The sequence below is a fragment of the Bifidobacterium sp. B4111 genome, assembly GCF_026537235.1.
Taxonomy (GTDB): domain Bacteria; phylum Actinomycetota; class Actinomycetes; order Actinomycetales; family Bifidobacteriaceae; genus Bombiscardovia.
Genome location: NZ_JAFNMO010000005.1, coordinates 1 through 24,558 on the forward strand (window position 1 = coordinate 1; position 24,558 = coordinate 24,558).

General features: G+C 62.6%; 31 protein-coding genes. All 31 read left to right on the forward strand.

Going from position 1 to position 24,558, the window contains the following annotated elements; all coding sequences use genetic code 11:
- The coding region (locus J3T93_RS08005) for a hypothetical protein (protein WP_267431228.1) at window positions 1-467 on the forward strand (467 nt) is incomplete at its 5' end.
- Window positions 464-706 carry a hypothetical protein gene (locus J3T93_RS08010; protein WP_267431229.1) on the forward strand — a complete coding sequence of 81 codons (243 nt, stop codon included), beginning with the start codon at window positions 464-466 and terminating at the stop codon, window positions 704-706. The genes J3T93_RS08005 and J3T93_RS08010, both read left to right, overlap by 4 nt.
- The gene (locus tag J3T93_RS08015) at window positions 703-864 is read left to right on the forward strand and encodes a hypothetical protein (RefSeq protein WP_267431230.1); all 162 of its coding nucleotides are present in this window, start codon (window positions 703-705) and stop codon (window positions 862-864) included. The genes J3T93_RS08010 and J3T93_RS08015 overlap by 4 nt, the downstream gene beginning before the upstream one ends.
- Window positions 865-883: 19 nt before the next feature.
- Window positions 884-1,078, forward strand: coding sequence for a hypothetical protein (locus J3T93_RS08020; protein WP_267431231.1), 195 nt, complete (start codon window positions 884-886; stop codon window positions 1,076-1,078).
- Window positions 1,068-1,820: a hypothetical protein gene (locus J3T93_RS08025; protein WP_267431232.1), complete on the forward strand. Its 753-nt coding sequence runs from the start codon at window positions 1,068-1,070 to the stop codon at window positions 1,818-1,820. The genes J3T93_RS08020 and J3T93_RS08025 overlap by 11 nt, the downstream gene beginning before the upstream one ends.
- Window positions 1,821-1,976: 156 nt before the next feature.
- The gene (locus J3T93_RS08030; protein WP_267431233.1) at window positions 1,977-2,312 is read left to right on the forward strand and encodes a hypothetical protein; all 336 of its coding nucleotides are present in this window, start codon (window positions 1,977-1,979) and stop codon (window positions 2,310-2,312) included.
- An 80-nt stretch (window positions 2,313-2,392) separates the two neighbouring features.
- Window positions 2,393-2,584 (forward strand): hypothetical protein, encoded by a 192-nt coding sequence (locus J3T93_RS08035; RefSeq protein ID WP_267431234.1) that lies wholly within the window; start codon window positions 2,393-2,395, stop codon window positions 2,582-2,584.
- Entirely contained in the window at window positions 2,560-2,886 is a 327-nt protein-coding gene (locus tag J3T93_RS10065; RefSeq protein WP_416378913.1) for an HNH endonuclease, read from the forward strand. Before J3T93_RS08035 ends, J3T93_RS10065 begins: the two co-directional genes overlap by 25 nt.
- 126 nt (window positions 2,887-3,012) lie before the next feature.
- A complete protein-coding gene (locus J3T93_RS08040) occupies window positions 3,013-3,423 on the forward strand; it encodes a P27 family phage terminase small subunit (RefSeq protein WP_267431235.1) in 411 nt (136 codons plus the stop codon).
- A complete protein-coding gene (locus tag J3T93_RS08045) occupies window positions 3,389-4,855 on the forward strand; it encodes a terminase (RefSeq protein ID WP_267431236.1) in 1,467 nt (488 codons plus the stop codon). The genes J3T93_RS08040 and J3T93_RS08045 overlap by 35 nt, the downstream gene beginning before the upstream one ends.
- The gene (locus tag J3T93_RS08050; RefSeq protein WP_267431237.1) at window positions 4,852-6,321 is read left to right on the forward strand and encodes a phage portal protein; all 1,470 of its coding nucleotides are present in this window, start codon (window positions 4,852-4,854) and stop codon (window positions 6,319-6,321) included. The genes J3T93_RS08045 and J3T93_RS08050 overlap by 4 nt, the downstream gene beginning before the upstream one ends.
- Window positions 6,287-7,045 (forward strand): hypothetical protein, encoded by a 759-nt coding sequence (locus J3T93_RS08055; RefSeq protein WP_267431238.1) that lies wholly within the window; start codon window positions 6,287-6,289, stop codon window positions 7,043-7,045. The genes J3T93_RS08050 and J3T93_RS08055 overlap by 35 nt, the downstream gene beginning before the upstream one ends.
- Window positions 7,046-7,113: 68 nt before the next feature.
- A complete protein-coding gene (locus tag J3T93_RS08060) occupies window positions 7,114-7,662 on the forward strand; it encodes a helicase (RefSeq protein ID WP_267431239.1) in 549 nt (182 codons plus the stop codon).
- Between the two features lie 29 nt (window positions 7,663-7,691).
- Entirely contained in the window at window positions 7,692-8,573 is an 882-nt protein-coding gene (locus tag J3T93_RS08065) for a phage major capsid protein (RefSeq protein WP_267431240.1), read from the forward strand.
- A gap of 1 nt (window position 8,574) precedes the next feature.
- Entirely contained in the window at window positions 8,575-8,865 is a 291-nt protein-coding gene (locus tag J3T93_RS08070) for a hypothetical protein (protein ID WP_267431242.1), read from the forward strand.
- A 1-nt stretch (window position 8,866) separates the two neighbouring features.
- Window positions 8,867-9,265 carry a Gp19/Gp15/Gp42 family protein gene (locus J3T93_RS08075; RefSeq protein WP_267431244.1) on the forward strand — a complete coding sequence of 133 codons (399 nt, stop codon included), beginning with the start codon at window positions 8,867-8,869 and terminating at the stop codon, window positions 9,263-9,265.
- Entirely contained in the window at window positions 9,253-9,600 is a 348-nt protein-coding gene (locus J3T93_RS08080) for a hypothetical protein (RefSeq protein WP_267431245.1), read from the forward strand. The genes J3T93_RS08075 and J3T93_RS08080 overlap by 13 nt, the downstream gene beginning before the upstream one ends.
- Window positions 9,597-9,872: a hypothetical protein gene (locus J3T93_RS08085; protein WP_267431246.1), complete on the forward strand. Its 276-nt coding sequence runs from the start codon at window positions 9,597-9,599 to the stop codon at window positions 9,870-9,872. The genes J3T93_RS08080 and J3T93_RS08085 overlap by 4 nt, the downstream gene beginning before the upstream one ends.
- A 4-nt stretch (window positions 9,873-9,876) precedes the next feature.
- Entirely contained in the window at window positions 9,877-10,227 is a 351-nt protein-coding gene (locus J3T93_RS08090) for a hypothetical protein (RefSeq protein ID WP_267431247.1), read from the forward strand.
- Between the two features lie 45 nt (window positions 10,228-10,272).
- Window positions 10,273-10,938, forward strand: a complete 666-nt coding sequence (locus J3T93_RS08095; protein ID WP_267431248.1) for a hypothetical protein — start codon at window positions 10,273-10,275, stop codon at window positions 10,936-10,938.
- A 97-nt stretch (window positions 10,939-11,035) separates the two neighbouring features.
- Window positions 11,036-11,374, forward strand: coding sequence for a hypothetical protein (locus J3T93_RS08100; RefSeq protein WP_267431249.1), 339 nt, complete (start codon window positions 11,036-11,038; stop codon window positions 11,372-11,374).
- A 71-nt stretch (window positions 11,375-11,445) separates the two neighbouring features.
- Complete coding sequence (locus J3T93_RS08105) at window positions 11,446-11,778, forward strand: DUF5361 domain-containing protein (RefSeq protein ID WP_267431251.1); 333 nt, start codon at window positions 11,446-11,448, stop codon at window positions 11,776-11,778.
- A 15-nt stretch (window positions 11,779-11,793) separates the two neighbouring features.
- On the forward strand, window positions 11,794-15,369 hold the full coding sequence (locus tag J3T93_RS08110) for a tape measure protein (protein WP_267431253.1): 3,576 nt from the start codon (window positions 11,794-11,796) through the stop codon (window positions 15,367-15,369).
- A complete protein-coding gene (locus J3T93_RS08115; protein WP_267431254.1) occupies window positions 15,366-16,235 on the forward strand; it encodes a hypothetical protein in 870 nt (289 codons plus the stop codon). The genes J3T93_RS08110 and J3T93_RS08115 overlap by 4 nt, the downstream gene beginning before the upstream one ends.
- Window positions 16,236-16,245: 10 nt before the next feature.
- Entirely contained in the window at window positions 16,246-17,124 is an 879-nt protein-coding gene (locus tag J3T93_RS08120) for a hypothetical protein (protein WP_267431255.1), read from the forward strand.
- Window positions 17,121-18,347, forward strand: coding sequence for a hypothetical protein (locus J3T93_RS08125; RefSeq protein ID WP_267431256.1), 1,227 nt, complete (start codon window positions 17,121-17,123; stop codon window positions 18,345-18,347). Before J3T93_RS08120 ends, J3T93_RS08125 begins: the two co-directional genes overlap by 4 nt.
- Window positions 18,348-18,360: 13 nt before the next feature.
- Window positions 18,361-20,811 (forward strand): hypothetical protein, encoded by a 2,451-nt coding sequence (locus tag J3T93_RS08130; protein ID WP_267431257.1) that lies wholly within the window; start codon window positions 18,361-18,363, stop codon window positions 20,809-20,811.
- 12 nt (window positions 20,812-20,823) lie between these two features.
- A complete protein-coding gene (locus tag J3T93_RS08135; protein WP_267431258.1) occupies window positions 20,824-21,162 on the forward strand; it encodes a hypothetical protein in 339 nt (112 codons plus the stop codon).
- An 84-nt stretch (window positions 21,163-21,246) separates the two neighbouring features.
- Window positions 21,247-22,491 (forward strand): GH25 family lysozyme, encoded by a 1,245-nt coding sequence (locus J3T93_RS08140; protein ID WP_267431259.1) that lies wholly within the window; start codon window positions 21,247-21,249, stop codon window positions 22,489-22,491.
- Window positions 22,492-22,504: 13 nt separating this feature from the next.
- On the forward strand, window positions 22,505-22,744 hold the full coding sequence (locus tag J3T93_RS08145) for a phage holin (RefSeq protein WP_267431260.1): 240 nt from the start codon (window positions 22,505-22,507) through the stop codon (window positions 22,742-22,744).
- Window positions 22,745-23,063: 319 nt separating this feature from the next.
- Window positions 23,064-23,945, forward strand: coding sequence for an SDH family Clp fold serine proteinase (locus J3T93_RS08150; protein WP_267431261.1), 882 nt, complete (start codon window positions 23,064-23,066; stop codon window positions 23,943-23,945).
- The last annotated feature ends 613 nt before the right edge of the window (window positions 23,946-24,558 follow it).

Below are 24,558 nucleotides of genomic sequence, written 5' to 3' on the forward strand. Positions count from 1 at the left end.
GGGCGCACCACGGGAACGCGCCCATCACCGACCTGGAGGCCCGCACCTTCCACGAGGAGCTGCGCTCCGACGCCACGCTGGCCGATGCGATGGAAGCCGTCAAACGCTTCTACGCGGCCAACGACCAGGGCAGGTGGATGCTCAGTGGCGACGTGAACGCAGGCATCCGTGCCATCCGCAAGACCCGCATGCCGGAGAACGCGCAGATCGAGCGGCTCATGGACCGGGCGGGCATTGATTCGGACCATGCGCTCACCTACCGGCGCAGGCTTATCAAGGCCATAGGCGAGGGCAGGAGTCTAGAGCAGGCCCACGCCATCGCGCTGGAAGCCTCACAGCGGCTGATCATCGAGGCACCCAAGCCGAAGCCCAAGCGCAGGCCCGTCCGGCATTTCATCGGCCATGGGCAGGCGAAAGCAGGAGACATGCAGATTCAAGACGTGATCGGAGGAAGGGGAGACCAATGAACGAAGAAGCAGCGAAAAAGCAGGAGCCGATCGATGAATTATGGCGTGATGAAAGAGCCAAATTCGAGAACCGCCCATGTCTTTACGGCGACACGGTCACAAAGCAGAACGCTGTCACACTGGAAGTGTCCGGCGATTATTGCTCCGCATTTACCACTATGAGCTATGAGTCCGCACGCGAGCTGGCCCAATGGATACTCAACGTCACGGACCGGCATAGTCCCAAGGAGGCAGCATGACTCGCGCCACACGGCAGGCTAAGGCTCTGCAGGCAATCCGCGAGGGAGCAGACGACGAGCAGATGCGCCGTCAATACGGTTACCCGCAGGCGGTCATCCAAGCCATGCGCACGACGATCGCCAAGGAAGCAGCACACCAGGAAGGACCAGAATTTTGAACGACAAGGAGGCCACACGATGAGCGAATGGCATGGTGCGGACATCCACGTCAGAAGAGACGGGGTGTCCATCAACGGCGTGGATTTGAGCAACTGCGTGGAGGATGGGTCGGTCAAGATACTCCCGCCCGTCAACGAGATGCCCGTCCCGAGACTCCAGCTGACTGTGTTTGCCGACAAGATGACCATCGAAAGGAGCGGCAGTGGCAAGTGAATGCCCGAACGACGGGGCTGCAATGGCTGACGGGGAGCGGATCTGCAAGGACTGCCAGCGGGTCCTCGCAGCCGACCTCGGCTACCTGTGCGACCGGATGGACGACCTCTACCAGGTCGCCACCAGGCAGGCCAAGCCCGGACCCAAACAGCTCGCCAAAGGAAGCATCGGTCCACGAGCCACCAACCCCGACCCGCTCAGGGAGGACGCATGGGGGTATTACCAGTACTTCCGCCAGTTCTACACGGCCCTCGTGCCGGCAGGCACACCCCGGGTGAAAGGCCGAACCTTGCTCCTGGAAGGCGTGCCCTCGCTCGCCCGCAACCGGTCCGCTCCGGCCATCCAAAAGCAGATGCGCCAGGCCGCTGACTCGGTAAAGCGCATCTTCGACTGGGAGAGCGAGAAGCGGCGCGGAGGCTGGTGCCAGGCATGCAGCGCCATCCTCTGGGTGCTCGACAAGTCCCAATACGCCATCTGCCCGCAATGCGGCCAATTGAACGACCTGGCGGAAACCCGGAAGACCCAGCGAGACTGGCTCATGGACTCATACCAGGAAGGCACGTCAGGCGAGATAGCGCAACTGCTCACCCAATGCGGGTACAAGGTCAGCGCACGCACCATCCGCTACTGGGCGCAGAAAGGCTACATCAGCCGGCAGGAAGGCAGCCAAGGGCTCGACGTGTACCGGGTTGGGGACATCATCGCCATGATCGAGAAAGACACACCAGCGAGCGCGGCTTGACATATCCGGCTTTGCCGCTACTATATGTTATAGTTGAAGTTTAATGTAAGGGCCGGGCAGAGATGTCCGGCCCTTTCTCATGCCTGCCCGCAGGTCTTTCCCTTTCTTTCTCTCTGCGGGCACCAATACTTGCCAATGCACGATTAAGGAGCCGATATGGCATCATTCAGCGAAACGCTTGATTATCTCCGCCAATACCCGGAAGTCAATTCCATGCGGCTTCCCACTTGGAAACCAGACTCATTCGTCTTCCTACGAATCACGAAAGACGGTATAAGCCTGGTGCTCGCAGGCACAAAGTCGAAAACGCTATGGGTGCCAAGCGGCGAAGAACTTGCCTCCACGGAATGGCAGCCATACAACGAGTACGGCGAACCTGCACTCCAACGGAACGGGGAAATATACCCGGCTTACACCATGCCACACAAGCGAGGACTCTCACCAGACAGAGACCCTTGGACGGTGAACTGGCACCCGCTGCAAACCAACTGATTTAATACTTGCCCGGCCACGCCAAACCTTACTCTTCTTCGCATGGACGTGAGCCGGGCAACCTTCACCCAGGAGGACTCATGTTCATCATCGCCCACCCCGACCAGTCCACCACCCAGGTGCCGGGAGCCAAAGGCTACCGGGTGGACAAGAAGACCGGCACCCTCACCCTCTGGGGCCGACACTACAAGACACTCGCAGCCTACCCGCAAGGCGCATGGACCGCCATCACCCAGACACCAGACCAATGCCAAGACCAGCAGGCACAATAAACCCAAGGCGCAGCAACGGCGCAGCGCGCACCAAGATAAGACAGCGGCTCATCGCCCTCAGCGGCGGACACCCCATCTGCCCAGCCTGCGGACAAGCCATAGACACCAGCATCAGATGGCCGGACCCAAGATCACTCAGCATCGATGAGATCATCCCAGTCAGCAAAGGCGGAAGCGCCTTCAAGCTCGACAACTGCCGACTCATGCACTTGCGATGCAACGAGTCAAGAGGCAACAGGCCATTGCAAAAAGCCAAACAAGCAACACAAACACAATCAATCCAACTCTCGCAGACCTGGTAACCACACCATAGGGGGGTAGCCCCCTACCCCTTGGGTCCTGGCACCCCCGCGGCATAGTGCCCGTATCCCCCCGAGGTCGGTTTTTATCCAGGGTTGCGACCGTCCGGGTATCCGAGGAGGTTCTGTATGCTTGGTAAGCCTGCTGAGATAGCCTCCGACGAGTTTCAGTCGCGAAAGTGGGACGAGCTGACGGCGGGCCGTGAGTTCTCGGAGTCGGACATTCCCGACCTGATGACCTTGTGCTCTTGGTATGCGGTGCTTGACCAGTGCATGCGGGAGATCAATGTCGGCGGGGCGACGAAGGTCGTGTACGAGAACGAGAAGGGCGATCTGAAGCCCATGCCGCAGATAGCGACGATGAAGCAGGCCAGCGCCGAGATACGCGCCTTGCGCAAGTCGCTCCTGTCCGGTGCCGGGGCAAAGGAAGTCATGCGTAATGGGGAACCGGTGGGGGAGAACCCGTTGCAGAAGGCCATGAGAAGCAGAGAGTTGAGGCTGGTCAATGGCGGCAAGGCTCAAAGGCGTTCAGGAACCTAGTTTCAGCGTGGTTCCCCGGCATCCGAGATCGTACGGTGACGAGGCTTGCGACCTGGCGGCAGGGTACGGCATGGTTCCCGACCGGTGGCAGCGTATCGTGCTTGACGGGTGGTTGGGGTTGGACCGCAAGGGCTCATGGTCGGCCTCCGACTGCGGTTTGGCGGTCCCCAGGCAGAACGGCAAGAATGCCGTTTTGGAAGTGTATGAGCTGTATTTGACGGCGATACTGGGCATGAAGGTGCTGCATACGGCGCACGAGGTGAAGACCTGTCGTAAGCACTTCCTTCGTATGAAGGCGTATTTCGAGAACGCCAAGTATCCGGAGCTTTCCGAACTGGCGGCGTATATCCGCAACACGAACGGCCAGGAGGCCATCGTGTTGAAGAACGGTGGCAGCATCGAGTTCATCGCCCGGTCGAAGTCGTCGGGGCGAGGGTTCACGGCTGATGTGCTGGTGTGTGATGAGGCTCAGGAGCTGACCGATGAGCAGATGGAGGCCATCCAGCCCGCCATCAGCTCGGCCCCGAGCGGGAACCCCATGACCGTGTACACGGGCACGCCGACCCCGCCGAGTTCTCCGGGCACGGTGTTCGACCGGGTGAGGCGCAACGCCCATGGCAAGCCCAAGCGCCTGTGCTGGTTCGAGTGGAGCGTTTCGGAGATCGGTGACGTGCATGACCGCAGTAGGTGGGCGGACACCAACCCGTCGCTCGGGGTGCGGCTGATCCCATCGGTCGTGGAGTCGGAGCTTCAGAAGATGAGCCCTGACGGGTTCGCCCGTGAGCGGCTTGGCTGGTGGAACGACGAAGCGGACCGGTCCACGGACATCGACATGGGGAACTGGCGTGCCTGCCTGACCGACGAGCCGGCAAAAGAGGGCCCGGTGGCGTACGCGGTGAAGTTCAGCCCTGACGGCAGGCATGTGAGCCTGGCCGTGTGCCGCAGACCCGGGAAGGACAGCGGCCTTCGGCCTCATGTTGAGCTCTTGGAGTACAAGCCCTTGGGTTTCGGCACGCAGTGGATCGCGGACTGGCTGACCGGTGACGGCCCTGACGGCGGTCAGCGGTGGAGGTCGAGCCTCGCGGTCGTCATCGACGGCAGGGCTGGGGCTGCATCCCTGGTGAACCAGTTGGTGGACGCAGGGGTGAGCAAACGGGTGCTGCGCACGCCCGGCAGTGGGCAGATGATCGACGCGGCGGCCATGTTCGAGCAGTCCATCAACGCGCACGAGCTCACGCACATCCGCCAGGACGCCCTCGACTCGGCTGTGGGTCATGCGAAGCACCGTGTCATAGGGCGCAACGGCGGCTTCGGCTACGAGTCGAGCGCCGAGAACATCGATACGACACCCGTGGAGACCGTCGCCTACGCCTATTGGGCGGCGAAAACAAGCAAACGGCACCCCGGACGCAAACAGAAGGTGATGGTATGAGCAAGACGGATCTGACCATTCCACAGCCAGGCATATCCACCACCGGGACAGGGTCACCATTCCTCAGCTTGGGATCAGCCGGCATTGGTGACATCAGCGGCGTGGATCCGGAGGACATGCAGATCATCAACCGGTTGCTGAAGGTGTGGCGGGACAAATACACAGGCAACATCATCAGGTCCATGTATGTGGATGCACATGAACGGTTCAAGGACTTCGGCATCAGCATCCCGGACAGGATCAAGACCAGGGTCAGCCCCATGATCGGCTGGCCCGCCAAGGCCGTCCGTTCGCTCGCCGACCTGAGCGAGTTCGAGGGGTTCGACGTCGACCAGGGCGACAGGTTCGGCATAAGGAAAATTGTCGAGGACAACTCGCTCCTGTCGGACGTGCCGCAGCTGATATCCTCCGCCTATACGCATTCGTGCTCGTTCCTGACCGTCGCAGCCGACCCGGACGACGCAGGACGCATCCAGCTGGTACCAAGATCGGCGGACTGGTCCTCGGCCATCTGGGACGGTGAGCATCGTCGGATTTCAGCCGCCCTAACGATCACTTCCGGTGATGAGAAGGGACGGATCACCGGGTTCAACGTGTGGCTGCCGGGCAAGGTGTATGTGTGCAGCGGGTCGGTGCTCCCGTGGCACGCCAGCGTGCTTGAGACCAACTACCCCAGGGCCACTGTGGTTCCGTTCTTCTACGACCCGCAGATAGGCAGGCCGTTCGGGCGCAGCAGGGTGTCGCGCACCCTCATGAGCCTGACGGACATCGGTTTCCGCACCGTTGTCCGTATGGAGGCCAGCGCCGAGTTCTACAGCGTCCCGAAGCTGTGGTTTGTTGGCGCAGACCGGGACGCCTTCAGCGACGACACGTGGAGTTCCCTCGTGTCCGCCATCAATGCGATCAGCAAGGACGAGGACGGGGACAGGCCGGACATCAAGCAGATCAGCCAGGCCAGCATGCAACCGCATTCCGACATGCTGCGCACCATCGCCCTGCTCGTGTCCTCCGAGACCAACATCCCGGTCTCCGATCTGGGGATCACCACCGACAACCCCGCCTCCGCAGAGGCCATGGCTGCCTCCGAACGCAAACTGACAAGGGAGGCCGACAGGCAGAACGTCATCTTCTCCAAGGCGCTTAAGGACGCCGTGGGCATGGCCGTCTGCCTGCGGGACGGGTTGCGGTCGGTTCCAGTCGAATTCGGCGACATTCACGCCGTCTGGTCGCCTACACGCGAGGTCAGCAACACGGCCAGGGCCGATGCCTTCTCGAAGATAGCCCAGGTGGCACCGGCATTCGCCCAGACGGGAGTCGGGTGGAGGTACGCAGGTTTCTCGCAGGATGAGACCACGGAGATCATGACCCAGATCAGACGGGGCAATGCCCTGGACGTGCTTGACAGGCTGACCGGCGGAGGCGACCAAGAGGATGACCAGCAGACAGGACGTGCAGGCGCTCAGTAAGGCGCAGCAGCAAAGTGTGGATCTGGCGGTCCGCGAGATGAAGGCCCTGTGGAGGTCCATGGGTGGTCTTGCCCCGGAATGGCAGAGGGACATGCTACTGGAGGCGGTCCCTGCACTGGTGTCCAAGTACGGTGATGTCGCTGCCACGGCGGCGGCGCAGTGGTATGAGAAGACCAGGTCCAAGCAGGTTCCCGGACCATACGAGCCGGTCACCTCCGGTAATTTCCCCGACCAGGCGATACGGGACAGGCTCAGGTACGGTGCGGCCGATCTGTTCGACGACTCCTCGACCGTGGAGTTCGCCGCATGGTTGGAGGGGGCCCTGCAACGCTGGGTCATGTACTCGGGCCGGCAGACCATCGCCATGAACGCCGGCAGGGACCCTGCCCGTCCGCGATTCGCCAGGGTGCCCACCGGGTCCAGGACCTGCGCCTGGTGCGAGATCATGTGCTCCAGGGGTTTCGTCTACTACAGCGAACGGACCGCCCTTGAACGCCGGGGTTCGGGCCGGCTGTACCACGACCGGTGCGACTGCCAGGCGGTTCCCGAATGGGACCGCGGGCAAGCTCATATCCTCGGGTATGACCCGGACGCCATGCAGGAACGATACCAGCGTGCCTGGGAGATGGCCGGGGGGCCGGGCGCGAACGCGAAACAGGTGGCCTACCAGATGCGCCGCCTCTACCCGGGACTGTACAAGGACGGTGTCAGCGCCGAAGGCTGACGATTTCAGATTTCACCCACCCGCACGGGTGGTTTTTTGATGCCCGCACGGGCGAAATGGAGGAGAACATGAACCACAATCTCATGCAGAAGCTCAGGCTGCGCACCATCGTGCAACCCAATGCAGACGGGCAAGGGGGCAACGGCACCGAACCTGTTGGTTCCGAACCGGAGACCGACCCGGTCAAGGAGGGGGAGCCGCACGGCGACCCGAAGCCCGAGGACACGGACTGGAAGGCCATGGCGCGGAAGTGGGAGGAACGTGCCAAGGCCAACAAGCAGGCGGCCGAAGAGCTGGAAAAGCTCAAGGAAGCCCAGATGAGCGAGCAGGAGAAGGCAGCCAAGCGCACCAGGGAGATGGAAACCAAACTCGCACGATACGAGGCCGAGAAGCAGCAGGCCGAATGGCGCGAGAAAGTCGCAAAAGACACCGGTGTCCCGGCCAGCGTGCTGCGGGGTTCGACCCTTGAGGAGATGCAGGAGCACGCGCAATCCCTCAAAGAGATCCTGGAACCGAAACCGAAAGCGCCGTCCGTGCCGAACCAGTCCGGGAGACCGGCAGGGGTGGCAGAGGACCCCATGCGCGGCTTCGTGAACCAGCTGTTCTCCGAGAAGTAAACAACCGTAACCAGCAAGGAGACACATCCATGGCAATGGATACAACCAAAGTCAAACTGCCACTTAAAGTGGCGACCGCAATAGTGAACAAGGCGAAGGACACATCCACCATCGCCTCCCTTTCACCCAGCACCCCGCAGTTGTTCACCAACGTGGACAACCTCATCTTCACGGGCAACTCGGAGGCGGAAGTCGTCGGAGAGGGCGAGGTTAAGCACTCGTACGAGCAGGACACCGTCACCAAGGAAGCCAAGCGCTTCAAGGTGCAGACCACCACCCGCGTCACATCGGAACTGCAGTGGGCAGACGAGGACAACCGGCTCCAGATCATCCAGAGCATCCAGGATGACCAGGCCCAGGCCATCGGCCGTTCACTGGACTACGTCATCTACCATGCCATCAACCCCAAGGCGAAGACCGTCATGTCCGGGTGGGAGCGCCTATCGGACACAGCGGTGCAGGTGGAGGCGGGGGACGATGACATCGCCAACGTGGACAAACTGGCCGACGCCGTCAACGACACGTATGACATCAACGGGATCGCCATCTCCAAGAAGTGGGCGTCTAATCTGCGCAAGATCCGTGTCCCCTCCACCGGGCAGCGGTTCTACCCGGAGATCCCTCTCAACCTGAAGGCAGGCTCCCTTGACGGGATCGCCGCGTCGACCAGCGGCACCGTGAACGGTCGCATCGCATCCACCCCCACCAAGGTGCTTGCGTTCATGGGCGACTTCGGTGTCATCAAGTGGGGCATGGTCCGTGACATCTATTCCGAGATCATCGCCTACGGCGACCCCGACCAGACCGGCGTGGACCTGAAGGCACACAACCAGGTCGCCTACCGTACGGAGGCCGTGTTCGCCTACACGGTCTTGGATCCCGAGGCCATCGCTGTACTGAAGGAGGCCTGATATGGGGTTCCCCATCCAGACGCTCATTGTGCAGAAAGCCAAGAAGTCCAAGCACAAGGCCGGCCCGTTGGACGCGCCTGTGAGCCTGGTGAACGTCGACGGAACGGCATTCACCGGGGTCGTCCCGACCAATGCCACCTTGACCGTGGACGCAAACGGGAAAGTGACGGGGGGCAGCATCACGTTAAGCGATGGCACGGCGATCCCCGTCACCCTGGCCCAGGCAGGGGCTCAATCGGAAGAGGAACCCGACCAGGGTTCTGGAAAAGACGAGAAGAAGACAGGCAAGTGACATGGCCGGGGACGAGAAGGATGAGCCGTTCGCGTCCTCCGCTGATCTGAAGTCCAGATGGCCGGAAATGCCGGACGGGACGGTGGCCGACACGCTGCTGGCCGACGCCTCGCAGCTCATCCGGGACACCTGCCCCGGGTGGGCGTCGGCGTCAGAAGCGACGTTGAAAGCCATCGCGTGCTCCATGGTCAAGCGGGCCATGATATCCGGATTGGATAATGCAGGCCTGTCCTCCTCGCAGGAGACGGCGGGCCCGTTCAGCCAGACATGGAACTACGCGAACCCGACCGGCGACCTGTATCTGACCCGGACGGAGAAGCAGCGCCTCGGCCAGGGCAGGCAACGGGCCTTCGCGATCAGCATGGAGAGCGGGACGGTGGAACAACCATGGGCAGGCTGACCGGCGAGAGCATCATCCTGGTCACCCGCACCAGGCAGGGCGAGGACGAGGGCGGCAACCCCGTCTGGCTTGATGACCGGCCGGAGCGGGTGGGCGGCGTGCTCATCGCGCCAGGCGACCAGACGAACCCGACCGGCTCCATCAGGCCGGACGGCATCGAGGTCGCCTACACGCTCTACTTTCCGCGCTCATGGCCTTTCAGGAGCCTCCGGGGAGCGGGCATACGCATTGACGACGCCCAATACCGGGTGATCGGGAACCCCAGGCCCTACCGTCCGGGCGTCAGCCCGACCAGGTGGAACCTGACGGTCCTGGTAAGAGGAGGAGACGGGTGAGTAGGAAAGTGAAGGTGGTCATGAACCACGCCGGGGCCAGGGCAGTACTGAACGACCCGGCCGTGAAGGCGGAGCTGCTTAGACGAGCCCAGCTCATCAGGGAGGCTGCCATCGCTTCAGATCCTAGGCTGACCGGTGAGGACATTGACGCGAACGCCGTCGACGGGCGCACCAGGGCCAGGGCGGGCGTGGTGACCGTCACTCCCAAGGCCAGGAACATCAACGCGAAACACAACACGCTCCTGAAGTCACTGGATGCGGGCAGGGGGTGACCGGGTGAACGCCGAGACCATGATCGTGCAGTATCTGAAACGGCACCTGGACGAGCATGTGTCCACCGACGTGCCGCCCGAACGCCCCGCACGGTTCATCACCGTGGAACGCACGGGCGGCACGGAGACCAGGTTCGCCTCCCGGCCCATGCTCGCCATACAGGTGTGGGGCGGCACCAGGACCGAATGCGGGAACCTGGCGCAGAAGGTCAAGGGCATCCTGTTCGGCCTGACCTCGCTCACCACGGTGTCGGACGTGCAGGTGATGAGCCTGACGGACTTCCCGGAGCCCGGGCAGCCCGCCTCCCAGCGGTATCAGATCGTCATCCAGGTGACCATGCAGGCCACCGACTAGCAATCAACAGAATCTCCAGACCACGGCAGGAATGGAGAGCCTTTCATGGCTGACAGCACAAGCACCTACAACGCGGACAACGTCGCCTTCGCCAAGGGGGGAGTGAGCGGCACCGTTTTCCGGGCCCCCAAGGGCACCGTTTTGCCAACCGACGCGACCACCCCGCTCCCGGACGCGTGGAAGAGCGTGGGGTACATCGGTGAGGACGGCATCACCTTCAGCGAGGACACCGACACCACGTCCATCAACGAGATGGGCGGCAACGCCGTCAAGACCGTGGTCTCCAGCTATTCGGAGACCGCCCAGTTCGTGATGATCGAAACCAACGAGCACTCCCTGAAGGAGCGCTACGGGGACAAGAACGTCGAATGGGACGCAACCACCGGCAAGTACAAGTACGAGCACCGCATCCCGGATGGGGATGGCTGCCCGCATGTCATCGAGATCCTGAAGACCAACGGGTACGTGGAGCGTACCGTCATCGCCGACGCATCTCCCAGCGAGTTCGGCGACGCCCAGTACCACGGGTCGGACGGCATCGGCTACGACGTGACCCTGTCCATGAACGCCTCCCAGGCCCTGAACGGGGCCACCGCCATCACATACGGGGCGAAGATCGCGGAACCGGACACGCCGGGTTCCACCGTGAAAAGCATGGACTATTCCGGCGACACTTCCCAGCAGACCGGCGACGGGAACGACGCCGACTGACGCTGACACTTGGCGGCATGGGGTTTCCTTTGCCGTGGTCTACCCATGCCGCCAACCCTCTTAAACCAAGCACCACGGCTGAACCATAGGAGAGACCATGGCAACCCATGCAAGCACGAAACCCCGGGCGCTCAAGAAGCCGCAGGACCACAAGCAGCCCAAGGACGAGCCACAGACCGTGACTGTCAATGGGGTCAGTATCAACGTCGACGGTTCAAAGTTGGATGATCTGGACTTTTTGGAGTCTCTGTACGACATGAGCAGCGACCCTGAAAAGAACGTACTGGAGATCGTCCCGTTCCTCCGTGGCCTCTTCGGCGACCAGTACGGCCAGTTCAAAGATGCCATCAGGGACAAGGACACAGGTACAGCCACAGTATCCAAAATGGCTGAAGTCCTACCCGACGTGCTGGGGCAACTGAACCCAAACTCCTGACGCTCGTCCACATGCTCACCGTCTGCCCGGACGCGCTCCGGGCGGACATGCAGCGGTGGTACGGGCTTGACATGGATGAGATCGGGTACACGATCCGGGTCAGAAGGGCCGCTGACCTGGCGGCCAACATCCCCGAGGAGGGGGCCGTGTGGCCCAGGCTCGACAAGCGCCTCCAATGGGGGACCACGGAACAACTGCTTGCCAACATCTCCGACGCCACAGGGTTCATCGCCTGGACCAAGACCAGCGAAGCCCAGCACAGGAACGCCCGCTGGAAGGGCGCACTGGACCGGCCCGGGATCGAACACCGGCGAGCCAGACAGCCCGGCGTGCAGGCCATGAGCCGCGACCGGCTCGACCGGCTGCTGAGCATGCCCAGACGGGCGGCACCGACACACAACTGAACAGAGGAGGCCCTGATGGCCGCAGGAGCAACCGAGCTGGCGACAGCCTACCTGAGCCTTGTCCCATCACTACGCGGCGCGGCGGACGCCATCAGCAAGCAGCTCGGCGGCATCAACGTCGACAAGGCCGGGGCCAGGATCGGCGGGCATCTGGCCGACAGCGCGGCCAAGGCGCTCGGACCCAGCTTCGGCGACAAGGTGGCGTCAGCCCTAGGCTCAGCCCCAAAGAAGATCAGCTCGTCTTTCACGTCCGCGTTCAGCGCCGTGCGCCAGGCCGCCAGCGTCACCGCGGCGTTCACGAGCAGGTCCTTCCAGGCGGTCGTCTCCAGGATCGTCGCCGCTGGCAAGGCGACCGGTTCGGCAGTTTCGACGGTGGCGCGGAGCGTGTCCGGGCTGGCCAAGGGCATGGCATCGGACTTCGCCGCAGGATGGAAGTCGATAGAGGCTGGCAAGTCAAGCGCCACCGGCGTCATGGGCGCGCTCGGGTCACTGGCCCGCGCCGTCGCGCAACCCTGGATGGACCTGGGCGGCATCATCGGCAGGGCCCTGGCGACCGCAGGCAAGGCCGTGGGCACGTGGGCCACAGGCGTGTCCTCCACCGTGTGGGAGGGCATGAAGAACGTCGCCTCCGCGATCGCCTCCCCGTTCATCTCCGCAGGGAAGACCGTGGGCGGCTGGTTCACCTCGGCGGCTTCAGCGGCCGGCGCGGCAGGACGGGCGGCTGCGGGTAAGGCTTCCGCGGCGGTCTCTGCCATGACTTCCAAGATCGCAGGTCTGGCATCATCGGCGGCTGCGGCCGTGTCGTCCTTGGCTCAGAAGGCCGGCAATGCGGTGTCCGGTGCAGCCTCCTCCGCCGCGTCCAAAGTGGCGGGAGCTGCATCAAGTGCGGTGTCCACGGCCACGGGCGCGATCGGGAAAGTCGCGTCGGCTGTGGCGAACTCCCCCATCGGGCAGGTGCTCGGCTCCTTCGGTTCACGGTACCTGGCACCGATCGGGACGGCAGCAGTCAATGTGGCCTCGAAGAGCGCGTCCGCATTCTCCTCCGCTTTCAGCAGGCTTCCAGGAGCCGCGCAGACCGCATTGACCGCAGTGAGCGGGGCTTTCTCAACCTTGGGCGCGAAGATCGGCAGCGCCGTATCGCCTGTCGTCAGCTCGGTCACGGCGAAACTCGGCAGCATACCCGGAGCGGTCGGCTCGGCGTTTTCCTCGATCCCGAACGTTGTGGGCTCCTCAATCGACGCTATGGGCGGGGTCTTCTCCCGTGGCGCGGGGGCCATCAAGAGCATGGCGAGCTCCCTGGGAGAACACATCAAGGGGGCGCTTACCTCGGCCATGGCTGTCGGCGGGGCGGCTGTGGTCGCCGGAATGGGGCTGATCACCTCGCAGATAGGTGCGGCGGTCAGCAGGGCCGACACGCTGCACAACTTCCCGAAGATCATGAAGAACCTCGGCTACTCGGCCGAGGATGCGGCCAAGTCCGTACAGACCATGAGCGACCGGCTCACCGGCCTGCCCACGACGCTCGACGCGATGACCGGCATGACGCAGAAGATAGCACCGCTCACCGGCAGCCTTCAGGAAGCCACGGACGTGAGCCTGGCCCTCAATGATGCGCTCCTGGCTGGCGGAAAGTCCACCCAGCTCCAGGAAAACGCCATGGAGCAGTATTCTCAGATGCTTTCCGTGGGCAAGGTCGACATGCAGGCGTGGCGCAGCATGGTGGACGCCATGCCCGGGCAGATGGACCAGCTAGCCAAGAGCTTGCTGGGTGCGAACGCGAAGCAGATGGACCTGTACAACGCGATGAAGGGCGGGAAGGTCACCTTCTCTGACTTCAACAATGCGGTCATGAAACTCGACAAGGAGGGCGTATCAGGGTTCGCGTCATTCAGCCAGCAGGCCAAGGACGCGACCAATGGAATCGCAACCCAGTATACGAACATGAAAACCGCCATACGGAAAGGCATGGCGGGGACGATTGATGCCATCGGCTATACGGGGATCACGGAAGCCATGGGCCGTGTGACCGGTGCTATCAAAACCGGGTTCGATAAGATGAACGCCGCCATCGGGCCGAAAATCGAGCAGATAAAGTCATCCTTCTCCTATCTCAAGAGAGCTTTGAGCACCGTAGGGATCAACCTCGATGGTCTGAAGTCCATCATGGGTCCAATCGCGGCAGTGGGAGCAGCGATAGGAGCAGGGGGTCTTGCCGGGGCATTCGGAAAACTCGGGAAGGCTGTCCCCGCCTTGGCTGGCCCGCTTGGCAAATTGGCGGGCCCGTTGGAGTTCCTTGGAGGTCCTATCGGTATCATTTTGACGCTGATCGGCGCTCTTATAGCGAAAACCCCTGAACTCCAGAAAACCCTCGGGGCGACGTTCAACAGTCTCGGATCGAACATCCAGAACGATATAGGCCAAGCGATGCCTGCTCTGTCAGGTATGGTCGGGACAATCAGCACGGCTTTCTCCAAGCTCATGCCTCCGATAATTGCTGCTCTCAACACTCTGATACAGGTGGTGGGGCAGGTTGTTTCGGCTTTCATGCCTCTGATCCCTGCGATCTTGACCCCACTCGCCAATGCCATATCGCTCCTGATCCCACCGATCACGAGTATCATTACTACGCTGCTCCCGCCGATCATGAGTCTTATCCAACAGCTTGTTCCTCCTCTCATGCAAATCGTGGGCGTGATCGTGCAGGTGGCGGGCATCATCATGTCTGCGCTCATGCCGGTGATCCAGCAGATCGCTCCGGTCATCTCCTCGATGGTGGGGATCGTTGCGAGCCTGATAACCTCGCTCACCCCGATCATCGCGGAGATCGCGACGAGTGTGGCTGTGATGGTCGGCGCGGTGACGCCCCTGATCCAGGGGCTGGTCGACGTGTTCGCATGGCTTGTCTCCCAGGTGGTGAGTTTCATCCAGGGGGTCATCCTGCCCACGATCCAGGGCATGCTCCCTGTGGTGCAGAGCGTCGTCAGCACGATAAGCGGCATCATCCAGGGCATCGCCCAAGTGGTCCGTGGTGTGGTAAATATCGTGGCCGGCATCTTCACCGGCGACTGGGCACGCGTCTGGAACGGGCTCGGCGGTGTCGTCAAGGGTGCGGTGGACATCGTGAAATCCTACGTCGGCGGTTTCGTCGACATCGGCAAGAACATGATCAAGGGCCTTTGGAACGGCATCGAATCGACCGGTGCATGGATATGGGGCAAGATCAGCGGCTTCTGCAACGGCATCGTGGACAAGGTCAAGGGCCTGTTCGGCATCCACTCCCCGTCACGCGTGTTCCGAGAGGAGATCGGCGTGATGCTCGGACGCGGCCTGGCTCTTGGCATTGACGACAGCTCACCAATGGTCGAGAAACGGGTCACGGCGTTGTCCAATGTCATAAACAGTGGCCTAGCCGTAGGCACCGGAAAGGTCACTGCCCCTGCGACCGGCCTCGGCTCTGCCGCTCCTGTCGTGCAACAGGACATCCATGTGGAAAACCACGGGATGCAGGACGTATACACGCAGGGCACCATCCTGGGCAGGACGCTCGCGTCGAGTGCGCGTCAGTCCATCAGGGCAAGGGGGATGATATGAGCCTTTATGCCGAGCTGGTCTACGGTGACGACCGGCTGAAGTTGCACGGCTCCGACATCGTGGATGACGGATGCGTCTATCTCGACAAGGACGGGATCGAGGGGTGGCTGTCAGCACCCGAGGTGAAGACCGAACCAGTGGAACGCAAATGGGGCAACGGGGCGCATGACGTCGCCGCAGAGGACATCTCCTACGCGGCCAGGACCGTCACCCTACACCTGGACCTGGTATCCAATGCCCGTGAGCGGCTGCTCGACATGGCATCGCTCCTTTCCAGGGCTGCGGGGCGTCTGGTCAGGCTCAGGGTCGTGGACGGCGGCCAGGACACGTTTGTGGATGGGTATGTGCGCCCGGAATACGGTGCCACATGGTCAAACCAGGTGCTCACAGGCACGCTGACGCTTGTGTGCCCGCGTCCTGAGCGGTTGTCGTGGCTGTCGCAGGATGTGCTGCTGTATCCGGGTGCGTCCTTGTCGGGCGGCTTGTCTTATGGGGGCAAGGGCTTGGGTTTGGCCTATCCGCTGTCTTATGGGGCTGATGCGGGCTCTTCGCAGAGTGTGGCTCTGCTGCGCAATGCGGGGAGCGCGCCGGCTTATCCGACGGTCACGGTGACGGGGCCGATGCCTGGGGGTGTGCTCCTGGTGGGTTCTGATGGCAGGGCTTTGCAGTGGTCGGGGAGGGTGGGTCCGACGCCTCTGGTCTTGGATTGCCGGACGCAGACCGCGTCGATGGGTGGCGTGGATGTGAGTCGGTCGCTGACTCGCAGGGGGTTTCCTTCGGTGCCGCCTGGCGGGTCCTTGTCGGTGCAGCTGATGAGCCCGGGGGCCGGCTGGGTGACGGTCAGCGTCAGGGATACGTATTTATAGGAGGATTGCGATGTCTACGGCTTTTGGTGTGGCTCCCGACTCGTCGGGTCAGGGGTGTGATGCGATGACCCACCGGAGGGTGATTGCCAGCCAGTGGGAGAACACGGGGATCGTCTCGGGCTTGGAGGTGTCGGGCCGTCAGGATCTGCGCTACGGGGTGAGTCCGGGCGTGGCGGTGTGTTCGATGGGGGATGCGGACGGGATGAGCATCGCCTGGTGGGATGGGGCTGGCAGCCCTTATACGGAGGACCAGGTGTCTGCGGGCGATTCGGCGTATCCGAGGATCGATGCCGTGTATATGATCGCTCATACTGGCCAGCCTGACAATCTGGTGCATGTGAAAGCGGCGCAGGGGGAGCCGTCCGCGTCCCCGGTGCCGCCCCGGGTGGAGGCTGGCGGGCAGGTGCTCGCGTATATGATGCTGCCTGCCGGGGCGACGAGCACGGCTGCCGCCGCCCGTTGGGGCGATGTGGATTATGCGGTCCCGTACGGGGCGAGGATGGGCCGGCTGGGGTATGGGCGGAACACGTCGACCGTCGTGCAGGACTGGACGTCTAAATGGTGGTCGCAGGCTCCCGTGACGACGCTGATGATGCCGACCGACCGTCTGGTGACGGTCCGGTTTACTTTCCGGGCGAGCGTGGACGGCGAGCAGGTGGGCAGCTTTTATGCCATGCCTGTGGTGGACGGGGTGGAGATGGGCGACGGGAACGACGAGTGCCAGGTGTCGTACGTGTGGGCGCGCCAGCATGTGGAGTGGAGCCTGGTCCTGTCCGGCGGGGCCTCCCATACGGTGGACGTGAAAGCCAAGCCCAATCTTGGCCGCCCCCGGTTCACGTGGCGGGGCCTGCGCACGGTGGAGGTCGTCGATGAGGGGGTCGTCCGGTGAGCTGGCGTGTGTGGGTCGTGGATGCGCGGGACGGGCGGATCGTCGCCCCGGTGGACGTGCCGTCCTTCCAATGGCAGATGAGCATACGCGACTCGTCCTTCAGCACGGCCCCGCAGCAGCCGCCGCAGGGGGAGCCGGGGGACCGGACCGCGAGCGGGCTTGCTCTGCCTTGGTCGGCGCTGCCCGCGTCCACTCCGGCCGAGCGGAGCCTGCTTTTGGATTCGACGCGCCGGGCCCTGTGCTTGTCCTGGGCAGGCTCGTACGAGGGGGATGATTTCGGCACGCCAGTCATCTGGGGCGTGGTAGGGGGCCGGCAGGACACGCAGCAGGATACGAGCTTCCCGCTTTCCTCGCCTTTGGAGCTGCTCTCCCAGCGGCTGGTGGTCAGGGACGGTGCCTTCAGGTACGGGAGGAGCCCGGACGTGATCGGCGTGGACGGCCTGTCCTACCGGGGCATCCTGTGCGAGGCGGGCCTGTACGCCACCGACCGCAAGCAGGGCGGCCAGCTGCCCTTCGACTGGCCCTACCAGGGGGAGCAGGGCACCCGGCAGAAGACCAGCTGGAAAGCCTGGAACATTCAGAACAACAGCGCGAAAAAGCTTCTGTCCGATATTGCAGACCTCAAGGACGGCCCGGATTTCACGTTCATCCCGTACCTGACCGAGGACGGCGGGCATGTGCGGGTGAGGCTGGAGGCCGGCAGCGACGGGGACCGCCGCCTGTTCGCCGACCGGGCCCCGGTCTGCCTGTCCTATCATCCCGGAGCCGGCCTGCTGGACGGCTTGCAGGTGGCGCATGCCGCGCCCGTCCAGCGGGTGTACGCGACCGGCGCAGGCCAGGACGAGAGCGTGATCACCGCCCTGGCCGAGGACCTGACCGGCATCGCCGGAGGGCCCGACCCGCAGATCCTGCGCGAGACTGCATATTCGGACACGGACACCGACAATCCTGCCGTGCTCCTTTCCCATGCGCAGGCGCAGCTGCAGGCAGGACGGCGCAAGCTGATCCAGCTCACCGCCCAAGCGCATTTCGGCGACATGACCGCAGGCAACGTGGCCTTGTCGCCGGCCAGCCTGCGTCCGGGCATGCCGGTCATCCTGTCCGTTCAGGGCTATCCGAGCCTGCCGGACGGCGAGTATCGGACCAGCATCATGCTCCTGTCCGGCGACCAGAGCGATGACGTCAAGATCACTTTCGACGTCATGGAAGACCCGTACCAGTAAAGGGAGGCTTATCGTGCAGCATCCGCTGATCATCCCGCCCACCCCGGCCGAGCAGTTGGCCGCCCTCGCGGCGGGAGCCTTGGACGCGGCCACTCGGCAGCAGACAGGCAATATCGGCAGCGTCACCATCCCCACGGCGGGCGGCACCAAGCTGGTCGCCGGACAGGGGGCAGGCGATCAGGGCTTCGCCCCCTGGGTGGGGGATACGACTGCGCCTGGCATGCCGACCGGCATCAGTGTGGACTCGTCGGCGGGCATGATCCTGGTCTCCTGGGACGGAACGCTTCAGGGTGGCGTGCCTGCGGATTTCGACCATGTGCAGATCCTGGTGGATGGCGCGGATGCCGGCCAGCTGCGGGTCAGGGGGACGGCCGCCCTGGGCCCGTATGAGGCGGACAGCGTCCACCAGGTGACTGTCCGCGCGTGGGATGATGCGCATGCGGAGGACGGCAGCCCCGCGCCCAACGGGTCCGATCCGACCAAGCCGGTTTCGGTGACGGTCAAAAGCGTTGTGGACCAGGGTCAGGTGCAGGCGGCTCAGGACAAGGCCCAGGATGCTTTGGACAGGATCGCGGGAGTGAGCAAGGACGCGCAGCAGGCGTCCAAGGACGCGCAGGCCGCCTCAGTCGCCTCGGCCCAGGCCAAGCAGGCCGCCGACGCGGCCTCCGGGCTGGCCGGCACAGCCTCAAGCAAGGCCGACTCGGCTGCGGCTTCGGCCACTGCGGCCTCAAACAAGGCTGACACGGCCTTGTCGCGGGGCGTGGAGCTGGTCCGCAACCCGGCCTTCGACCCAGCCTGGGGCGATCTGGACGGCTTCGGGCTGGGCATGGGCTCTTCTGGCGCTCCGGCTGCGCCTCCGTCACCGTATACGACTTATGGCGCGCTCACGCAGCGTGACTATTTCAGCAGCTGGCGTTTCCCCCTCGATAGGGGCCGCAGGTATAGGTTTGGTTTTTGGTGCATTTGCGACGGCAAGGGCCGCGAGGATCTGCGGATCGGCTGGCGGTATGTCGACTCGCACACGCACTGGGATGAGGCGGTCACGGTCACGCAGGAGGAAGCATCCTCCTGGGTGTGGCGGGAGGCTGTAGCCAGCACGCCCGACCAGTGGACGGACACTGACCATAGCATGAGCGTGTGGCTGAACATCGCCGGGTACGGGGACAAGGCGACGGGCTGGTGGATCACCGGCCTGACCGTCAGGGACGTGACCGACAGCCAGGATGCCAAGGACCAGGCCAGGCAGGCGCAGGCCACGGCGGACGGGAAGAACCGGATCATCGCCGCGGCTGCCGAGCCGGCGCACGGTGGCCTGGCTTTGGGGGACCTGTGGATGCAGCTGGACCAGGCGGATCATGTGTCGGGCATCCAAGTATGGAACGGCAAGGCCTTCGTTGATTACGTGCTGCTGGCCCAGCAGGTGCTGGTGGCGGGCAGCGTGGGCACCATCAGCCTGGCGGACGGGGCGATCACCGCCGAAAAGGTCACCGCCAGCGAAGCGCTGCTCAAAAAGCTCCTAGTGCGCAAAGTCAAGGCGGACGAGATCGACGTGGGCACGCTGGCCGCCGCCATCGTCAAGTCGGGCAGCTTCGCCACCTCGGACGGGCTGGTCGGGTTCGACTCGTCGGGCTTCTGGGCCAAAGGCGAGGACGGTGGCAAGGTCTTCGCAGCCGGCAGCGGCGGGGTGCGCATGACCGGCTCCTTGGAGACCTCCAGCGGCGGGGACCGTCTGCGGGTCAGCCGCCAGTACCTGCCGACGCTGAAACGCACCGTCGGCGCGGTGGAGGGCCTGCATGACAGTGACAGCAAGTGGGCGCTGACCGGCTTCTACGACGCCCAGAAGACCGAGGTGCAGCTGGCCGCCAACGGCCACACGCCCAACGTTTTGATATCCTCCCCTTCGGCGGCGGACAGGGACACGCTGGTCCTGACCGGGCATGACGTGGAGATCGGCAGCCAGATCAGCGGGAGCATGGTGTCCGTGTCGGCCGACGACCTGCATCTGGATGCCGGGTCGATATGGGCCCGGGGGGTCAGGCTGCCTGTCAGCCTCCACGCCTGGGGCGGGTACGCCGACCATGCCGGCGCGTGGGAGATATCCCTCAGGTCGGCCAAAATCCGCTACGGCGGGCAGCCGGCCGTCATCGCGCCGGCCTTGCAGGCGGCAGGCCTGCGCATACCCGTTTCAGGGTACTGGCTGGTCTACGGGTCGATCAACATCGGGGGGTCGGGCACCCCGACCGTCGGCGTGGGCGTGTACGACCAGGCCAGCAAGGCCATCACCTCCTACGGCGAGGGCTATATCGCGGACTTCAGCGCCAGCGCCAACACCTGGATCACCCAGGCCATGCCGCCCACCCTGCTATGGCTGGACGCTGGCGACGTGATCATGTGGCGGACAAGCGCCGGAGTCAACATCGGCGGCGGGGCGAACAGCCTGTGCGCCGACCTGATGCCCTACTGAGGAGGCTGCCGAGTGTCTGACCTGTTGACGACCCTCCTGGAGACGGTGATCCCCATGCTCCTGACCGGGATCGGCGGAGTCTGCGGCTGGCTTTTGAAAAGCCACCGCAAGGAGGAAGCCAAGGACCAGGCCATGGAGGCGGGCCTGCGCACGCTCCTGCGGGCCGAGCTTTTGGAGATCCATACCAGGCATGTCATCCACCATGAGCCGATCAGCGTGTCCATCCAGGACGAGGCGGACCGCGTCTACCGCGCCTACCACGGGCTGGGCGGCAACGGGACCGGGACCATGATGCACGAGCAGATCATGCGTCTGGACGCGTACGCGGATCGTGATGACGATATGCGCTAGACGCGCTCAAGCCCGGCTTTGTTTTTGTTCTGCCATCCATACTGGGTGGCTTTTTTCATGCCCAAACACAAGAGGAGGATATGCATGCGTTTATCTCATGCCCGTCATGCGCGGGCCAAGCCCCGGTACGCTCGTATCAGCATCGGGGTGCTGGCCGTACTGGCCATGCTCACGCCTGGAGTCGCCTGGGCGGACGCGGGCTTCGACAACGCGTCCTGGCAGGGCTGCTACAACGCGCAGGCCGCCAGGGACTCGGGAGCCTCATTCTCGATCACCAAGATCACCGAGGGCACGGATTACGTGAACCCTGCCGCGGACTGCCAGCTTCAGGCCAACCGTGCTGCGGGCCTGCGCATCGGTGCCTACGGGTACGCGCGCCCCGAATACGGCAACAGCCCGGAGGCCGAGGCGGACTTCTTCAACGCTCAAGCCCAGGCTCGTGGCCTGGTCCATGCGGGGGTGATCCCCTTCCTGGACTGGGAGCCGCCAGCCCCTCACAACCGGGACACGGACTGGGCCAAGAGATGGCTGGACCGGGTGGCCTCCTACTGGGGCACCAAGCCCATCATCTACATGCAGGCATCCAACATCACGGCAGGCGACTGGCGTGCTGTGGCGGGAGCCGACTACGGGCTGTGGGTGGCCGGCTATCCGCGAGGCTACCAGGGGGAGCGGCTGCGCGACCCGGGTGCGCCCCCCTACTCGGTGGCTCCCTGGCCGTTCGCCGCCGCCTGGCAGTACTCCTCCTCGGGGCACGTGCCCGGCGTGGGCAATGCGGTGGATGTCAACTGGTGGTACGGGGATGCGGGCACCTGGGCCAAGTATGCGAACGCTCCGGTCGGCACCCAGCCCAACCCGGTGTCCCCGTCGCCCACACCCGCTCAGGGTGCTCCTGTCGGTGACGTTGGCAGCCTCGCTACTGCGGTCATCCGCGGCGACTACGGCAACGATCCGCAACGGCGAGCCTTGCTGGGGAACAGGTACTCGGAGGTCATGGCTGTGGTCAACGAACGGCTGCGAGGCGGTTCGGGTGGAGGCAACGGCTCCGGCATTTATGTGGTGCGTCCCGGCGACTGCCTGAGCGCTGTCTTCGGCGGCAGCTGGCCCACCGTCGCCAGACTCAACGGCATCAGCCCGCCCTACACGATCTATCCCGGCCAGCGTCTCTCCACTGGTGGAGGCCATGGCGGCGGCCGGTCCGTGACCGTGCGGCCGGGGGATACGCTCTCCGGCATCGCAGCCCGGCTCGGCATACCGCAAGGCCAGATCCACGGCTACCGGTCCGGCAACCCAGGCCTCATCTATCCGGGTGAGGTCCTTTCATATTAAGGAGGTGAAAATCATGACCGATACGAATCCAGCGGGCCAGGATCACGGCTACCTGCTGCCCGACAAGATCTACCAGACGCTCAAATGGGCAGCCCTGGTGCTCCTGCCCGCACTGGCAGTCTTCGCCAACACGGTCGGCCCCGTCCTGGGCCTGCCCCATGTGGATGCGATCGTGACCACGCTCAACGCCGTAGGGCTGCTCATAGCAGCCTGCATCGGCGTCAGCCAAGCCAAAACAGCCACAGGCAAGTAAGCTGTAATCAATTTCGCCCCTGTTCCGGGAGACCGGAGCGGGGGCGACTTTCGCGTATTCAAGGATGTGGGTGAATTCCTACGTTTCTTTGGCGTGTAACACTATTTGTAGTAAATTGTATTAATACCTGTATCAGGGAGGAACAATGACAAGACCGCAGACTGATGAACGTCAAGATCAGATACAAAATGAGTACGACAGGATTATGAAATCTGCAGAGTTCTCTCGACTGATTACCATCAAGCCCACAGGAAGTCCCTTTTTCCCACGTACCAATACCGCAGCCATGCATACAGTGAATTCAACGGGAGTGTGACTCTTGCCTTCGCTGGATGAGCTTATAGGGGAAGCACAAAAAAGCCCGACTGGGATTATAGACCTTCGACGCCATGAGTATATCGGGAAATTGGCGGAAAAGCGCGACCGTAATGTCATTTGCTACTATTCCGGTTGGCTTCAGAAAAACGATCAGTCCCGAGCCGATGACATCAGTGATCTTGATACCGAAGGGTTCATGGCGAATATCCACGGGCTGGATAAAAGCAAGGGGCTGGATCTAGTCTTGCACACCCCTGGAGGGCAACTGAGCGCCGTTGAACAGTTAGTAAAATATCTCAAATCCTGGTTCAACAACGATATCGTGGCTTTTGTTCCACAACTTGCGATGTCAGCAGGGACGATGATGGCGTGCGCCTGCAAAGAAATTTATATGGGCAAACAGTCAGCGATAGGACCAACGGATCCGCAGTTCGGCGGTATCCCTGCAGGCGGAATTGAGCGTGAATTCGAGCAAGCGGTTAAAGAAACTACGAAGAACCCGTCCTCTTCGGCTATGTGGGCTCAAATCATCAGTAAGTACACCCCGACATTGCTTGGGGAATGCAGAAACGCCGTCCAAGCCTCAACCGAAATGGTTAAGGACTGGCTTTCCGACAACATGCTGAAAGACGATGAGCAAACCGCTGATCATGCGGCTCGCTGGCTTGGGACGCACGAGAATTCGGCTATGCATGATCGGCACATCAATATCGACCAGGCAAGAGAAATCGGGCTGAAGGTCATCCCCTTGGAAGAGGACAACGAGCTGCAAGATATTGTCCTTACTATCCACCATGCGTACATGCTCAGCTTCGAGAGGAGCAACGCAAGGAAAATGATCGAGAACAGTGAGGGGAAGTCCTGGATTATCCAGCAAGGGTGACTCAATCAGTAAGTAATGATGGGTAATACCCGGGGTGGATACACCGGTGCTCCCGCATTTGCAAGGTTACAATGCGGGATATTCCTAATATGCAGCTGTCGGGGAAGCGGCATTCACATTCGGTGATCCGGTGCGTGCGTCTGCTCCCTTGTGCCGTTCGGCTGATTCCTGACAGGGGGTGATTAGCATTATCATTTCGCCCTATTACTTCATTTGGAATCTGTTATTACGTGTTTGAACAGTCGTTTTTGTTTTCTTTTTTTCATAGTTCTTTTCTTGAGTGTAACGGATACGGCTCCGGACCTTCGTCGCTGTGAGGTGACTGATAAGGCATCAATAGCTACAACGCGCTGGAAGCTGAGGTATGGAAGGAACCACTTTCCTGGAGCCCGGTACTTTATGACGAATCTTCTGGGCTCTAACAATGGGTTGTCCGTATTCGCAACACAGTAATAGGAATCGTAATCTTTGAAAATGTCATGTTGCTCTTCCGGCAAGAGGATACTGACATAATCTTGGTAATACTCGGTAGCTCCTTGCGAGAATGGTGGGTAAATTCTAATTCTAATATTCTTAGCAGGTCGCTTACCGATATTCTTGACAGAGAAGACGA

Coding starts and splice junctions, on each gene's coding strand:
- J3T93_RS08030 (WP_267431233.1), top strand. CDS start 1,977: ATGGCATCATTCAGCGAAACGCTTGATTATCTCCGCCAATACCCGGAA.
- J3T93_RS08080 (WP_267431245.1), top strand. CDS start 9,253: ATGGGCAGGCTGACCGGCGAGAGCATCATCCTGGTCACCCGCACCAGG.
- J3T93_RS08060 (WP_267431239.1), top strand. CDS start 7,114: ATGAACCACAATCTCATGCAGAAGCTCAGGCTGCGCACCATCGTGCAA.
- J3T93_RS08070 (WP_267431242.1), top strand. CDS start 8,575: ATGGGGTTCCCCATCCAGACGCTCATTGTGCAGAAAGCCAAGAAGTCC.
- J3T93_RS08045 (WP_267431236.1), top strand. CDS start 3,389: ATGGCGGCAAGGCTCAAAGGCGTTCAGGAACCTAGTTTCAGCGTGGTT.
- J3T93_RS08065 (WP_267431240.1), top strand. CDS start 7,692: ATGGCAATGGATACAACCAAAGTCAAACTGCCACTTAAAGTGGCGACC.
- J3T93_RS08035 (WP_267431234.1), top strand. CDS start 2,393: ATGTTCATCATCGCCCACCCCGACCAGTCCACCACCCAGGTGCCGGGA.
- J3T93_RS08055 (WP_267431238.1), top strand. CDS start 6,287: ATGACCAGCAGACAGGACGTGCAGGCGCTCAGTAAGGCGCAGCAGCAA.
- J3T93_RS08110 (WP_267431253.1), top strand. CDS start 11,794: ATGGCCGCAGGAGCAACCGAGCTGGCGACAGCCTACCTGAGCCTTGTC.
- J3T93_RS10065 (WP_416378913.1), top strand. CDS start 2,560: ATGCCAAGACCAGCAGGCACAATAAACCCAAGGCGCAGCAACGGCGCA.
- J3T93_RS08120 (WP_267431255.1), top strand. CDS start 16,246: ATGTCTACGGCTTTTGGTGTGGCTCCCGACTCGTCGGGTCAGGGGTGT.
- J3T93_RS08145 (WP_267431260.1), top strand. CDS start 22,505: ATGACCGATACGAATCCAGCGGGCCAGGATCACGGCTACCTGCTGCCC.
- J3T93_RS08020 (WP_267431231.1), top strand. CDS start 884: ATGAGCGAATGGCATGGTGCGGACATCCACGTCAGAAGAGACGGGGTG.
- J3T93_RS08140 (WP_267431259.1), top strand. CDS start 21,247: ATGCGTTTATCTCATGCCCGTCATGCGCGGGCCAAGCCCCGGTACGCT.
- J3T93_RS08100 (WP_267431249.1), top strand. CDS start 11,036: ATGGCAACCCATGCAAGCACGAAACCCCGGGCGCTCAAGAAGCCGCAG.
- J3T93_RS08095 (WP_267431248.1), top strand. CDS start 10,273: ATGGCTGACAGCACAAGCACCTACAACGCGGACAACGTCGCCTTCGCC.
- J3T93_RS08105 (WP_267431251.1), top strand. CDS start 11,446: ATGGATGAGATCGGGTACACGATCCGGGTCAGAAGGGCCGCTGACCTG.
- J3T93_RS08040 (WP_267431235.1), top strand. CDS start 3,013: ATGCTTGGTAAGCCTGCTGAGATAGCCTCCGACGAGTTTCAGTCGCGA.
- J3T93_RS08010 (WP_267431229.1), top strand. CDS start 464: ATGAACGAAGAAGCAGCGAAAAAGCAGGAGCCGATCGATGAATTATGG.
- J3T93_RS08015 (WP_267431230.1), top strand. CDS start 703: ATGACTCGCGCCACACGGCAGGCTAAGGCTCTGCAGGCAATCCGCGAG.
- J3T93_RS08050 (WP_267431237.1), top strand. CDS start 4,852: ATGAGCAAGACGGATCTGACCATTCCACAGCCAGGCATATCCACCACC.
- J3T93_RS08115 (WP_267431254.1), top strand. CDS start 15,366: ATGAGCCTTTATGCCGAGCTGGTCTACGGTGACGACCGGCTGAAGTTG.
- J3T93_RS08075 (WP_267431244.1), top strand. CDS start 8,867: ATGGCCGGGGACGAGAAGGATGAGCCGTTCGCGTCCTCCGCTGATCTG.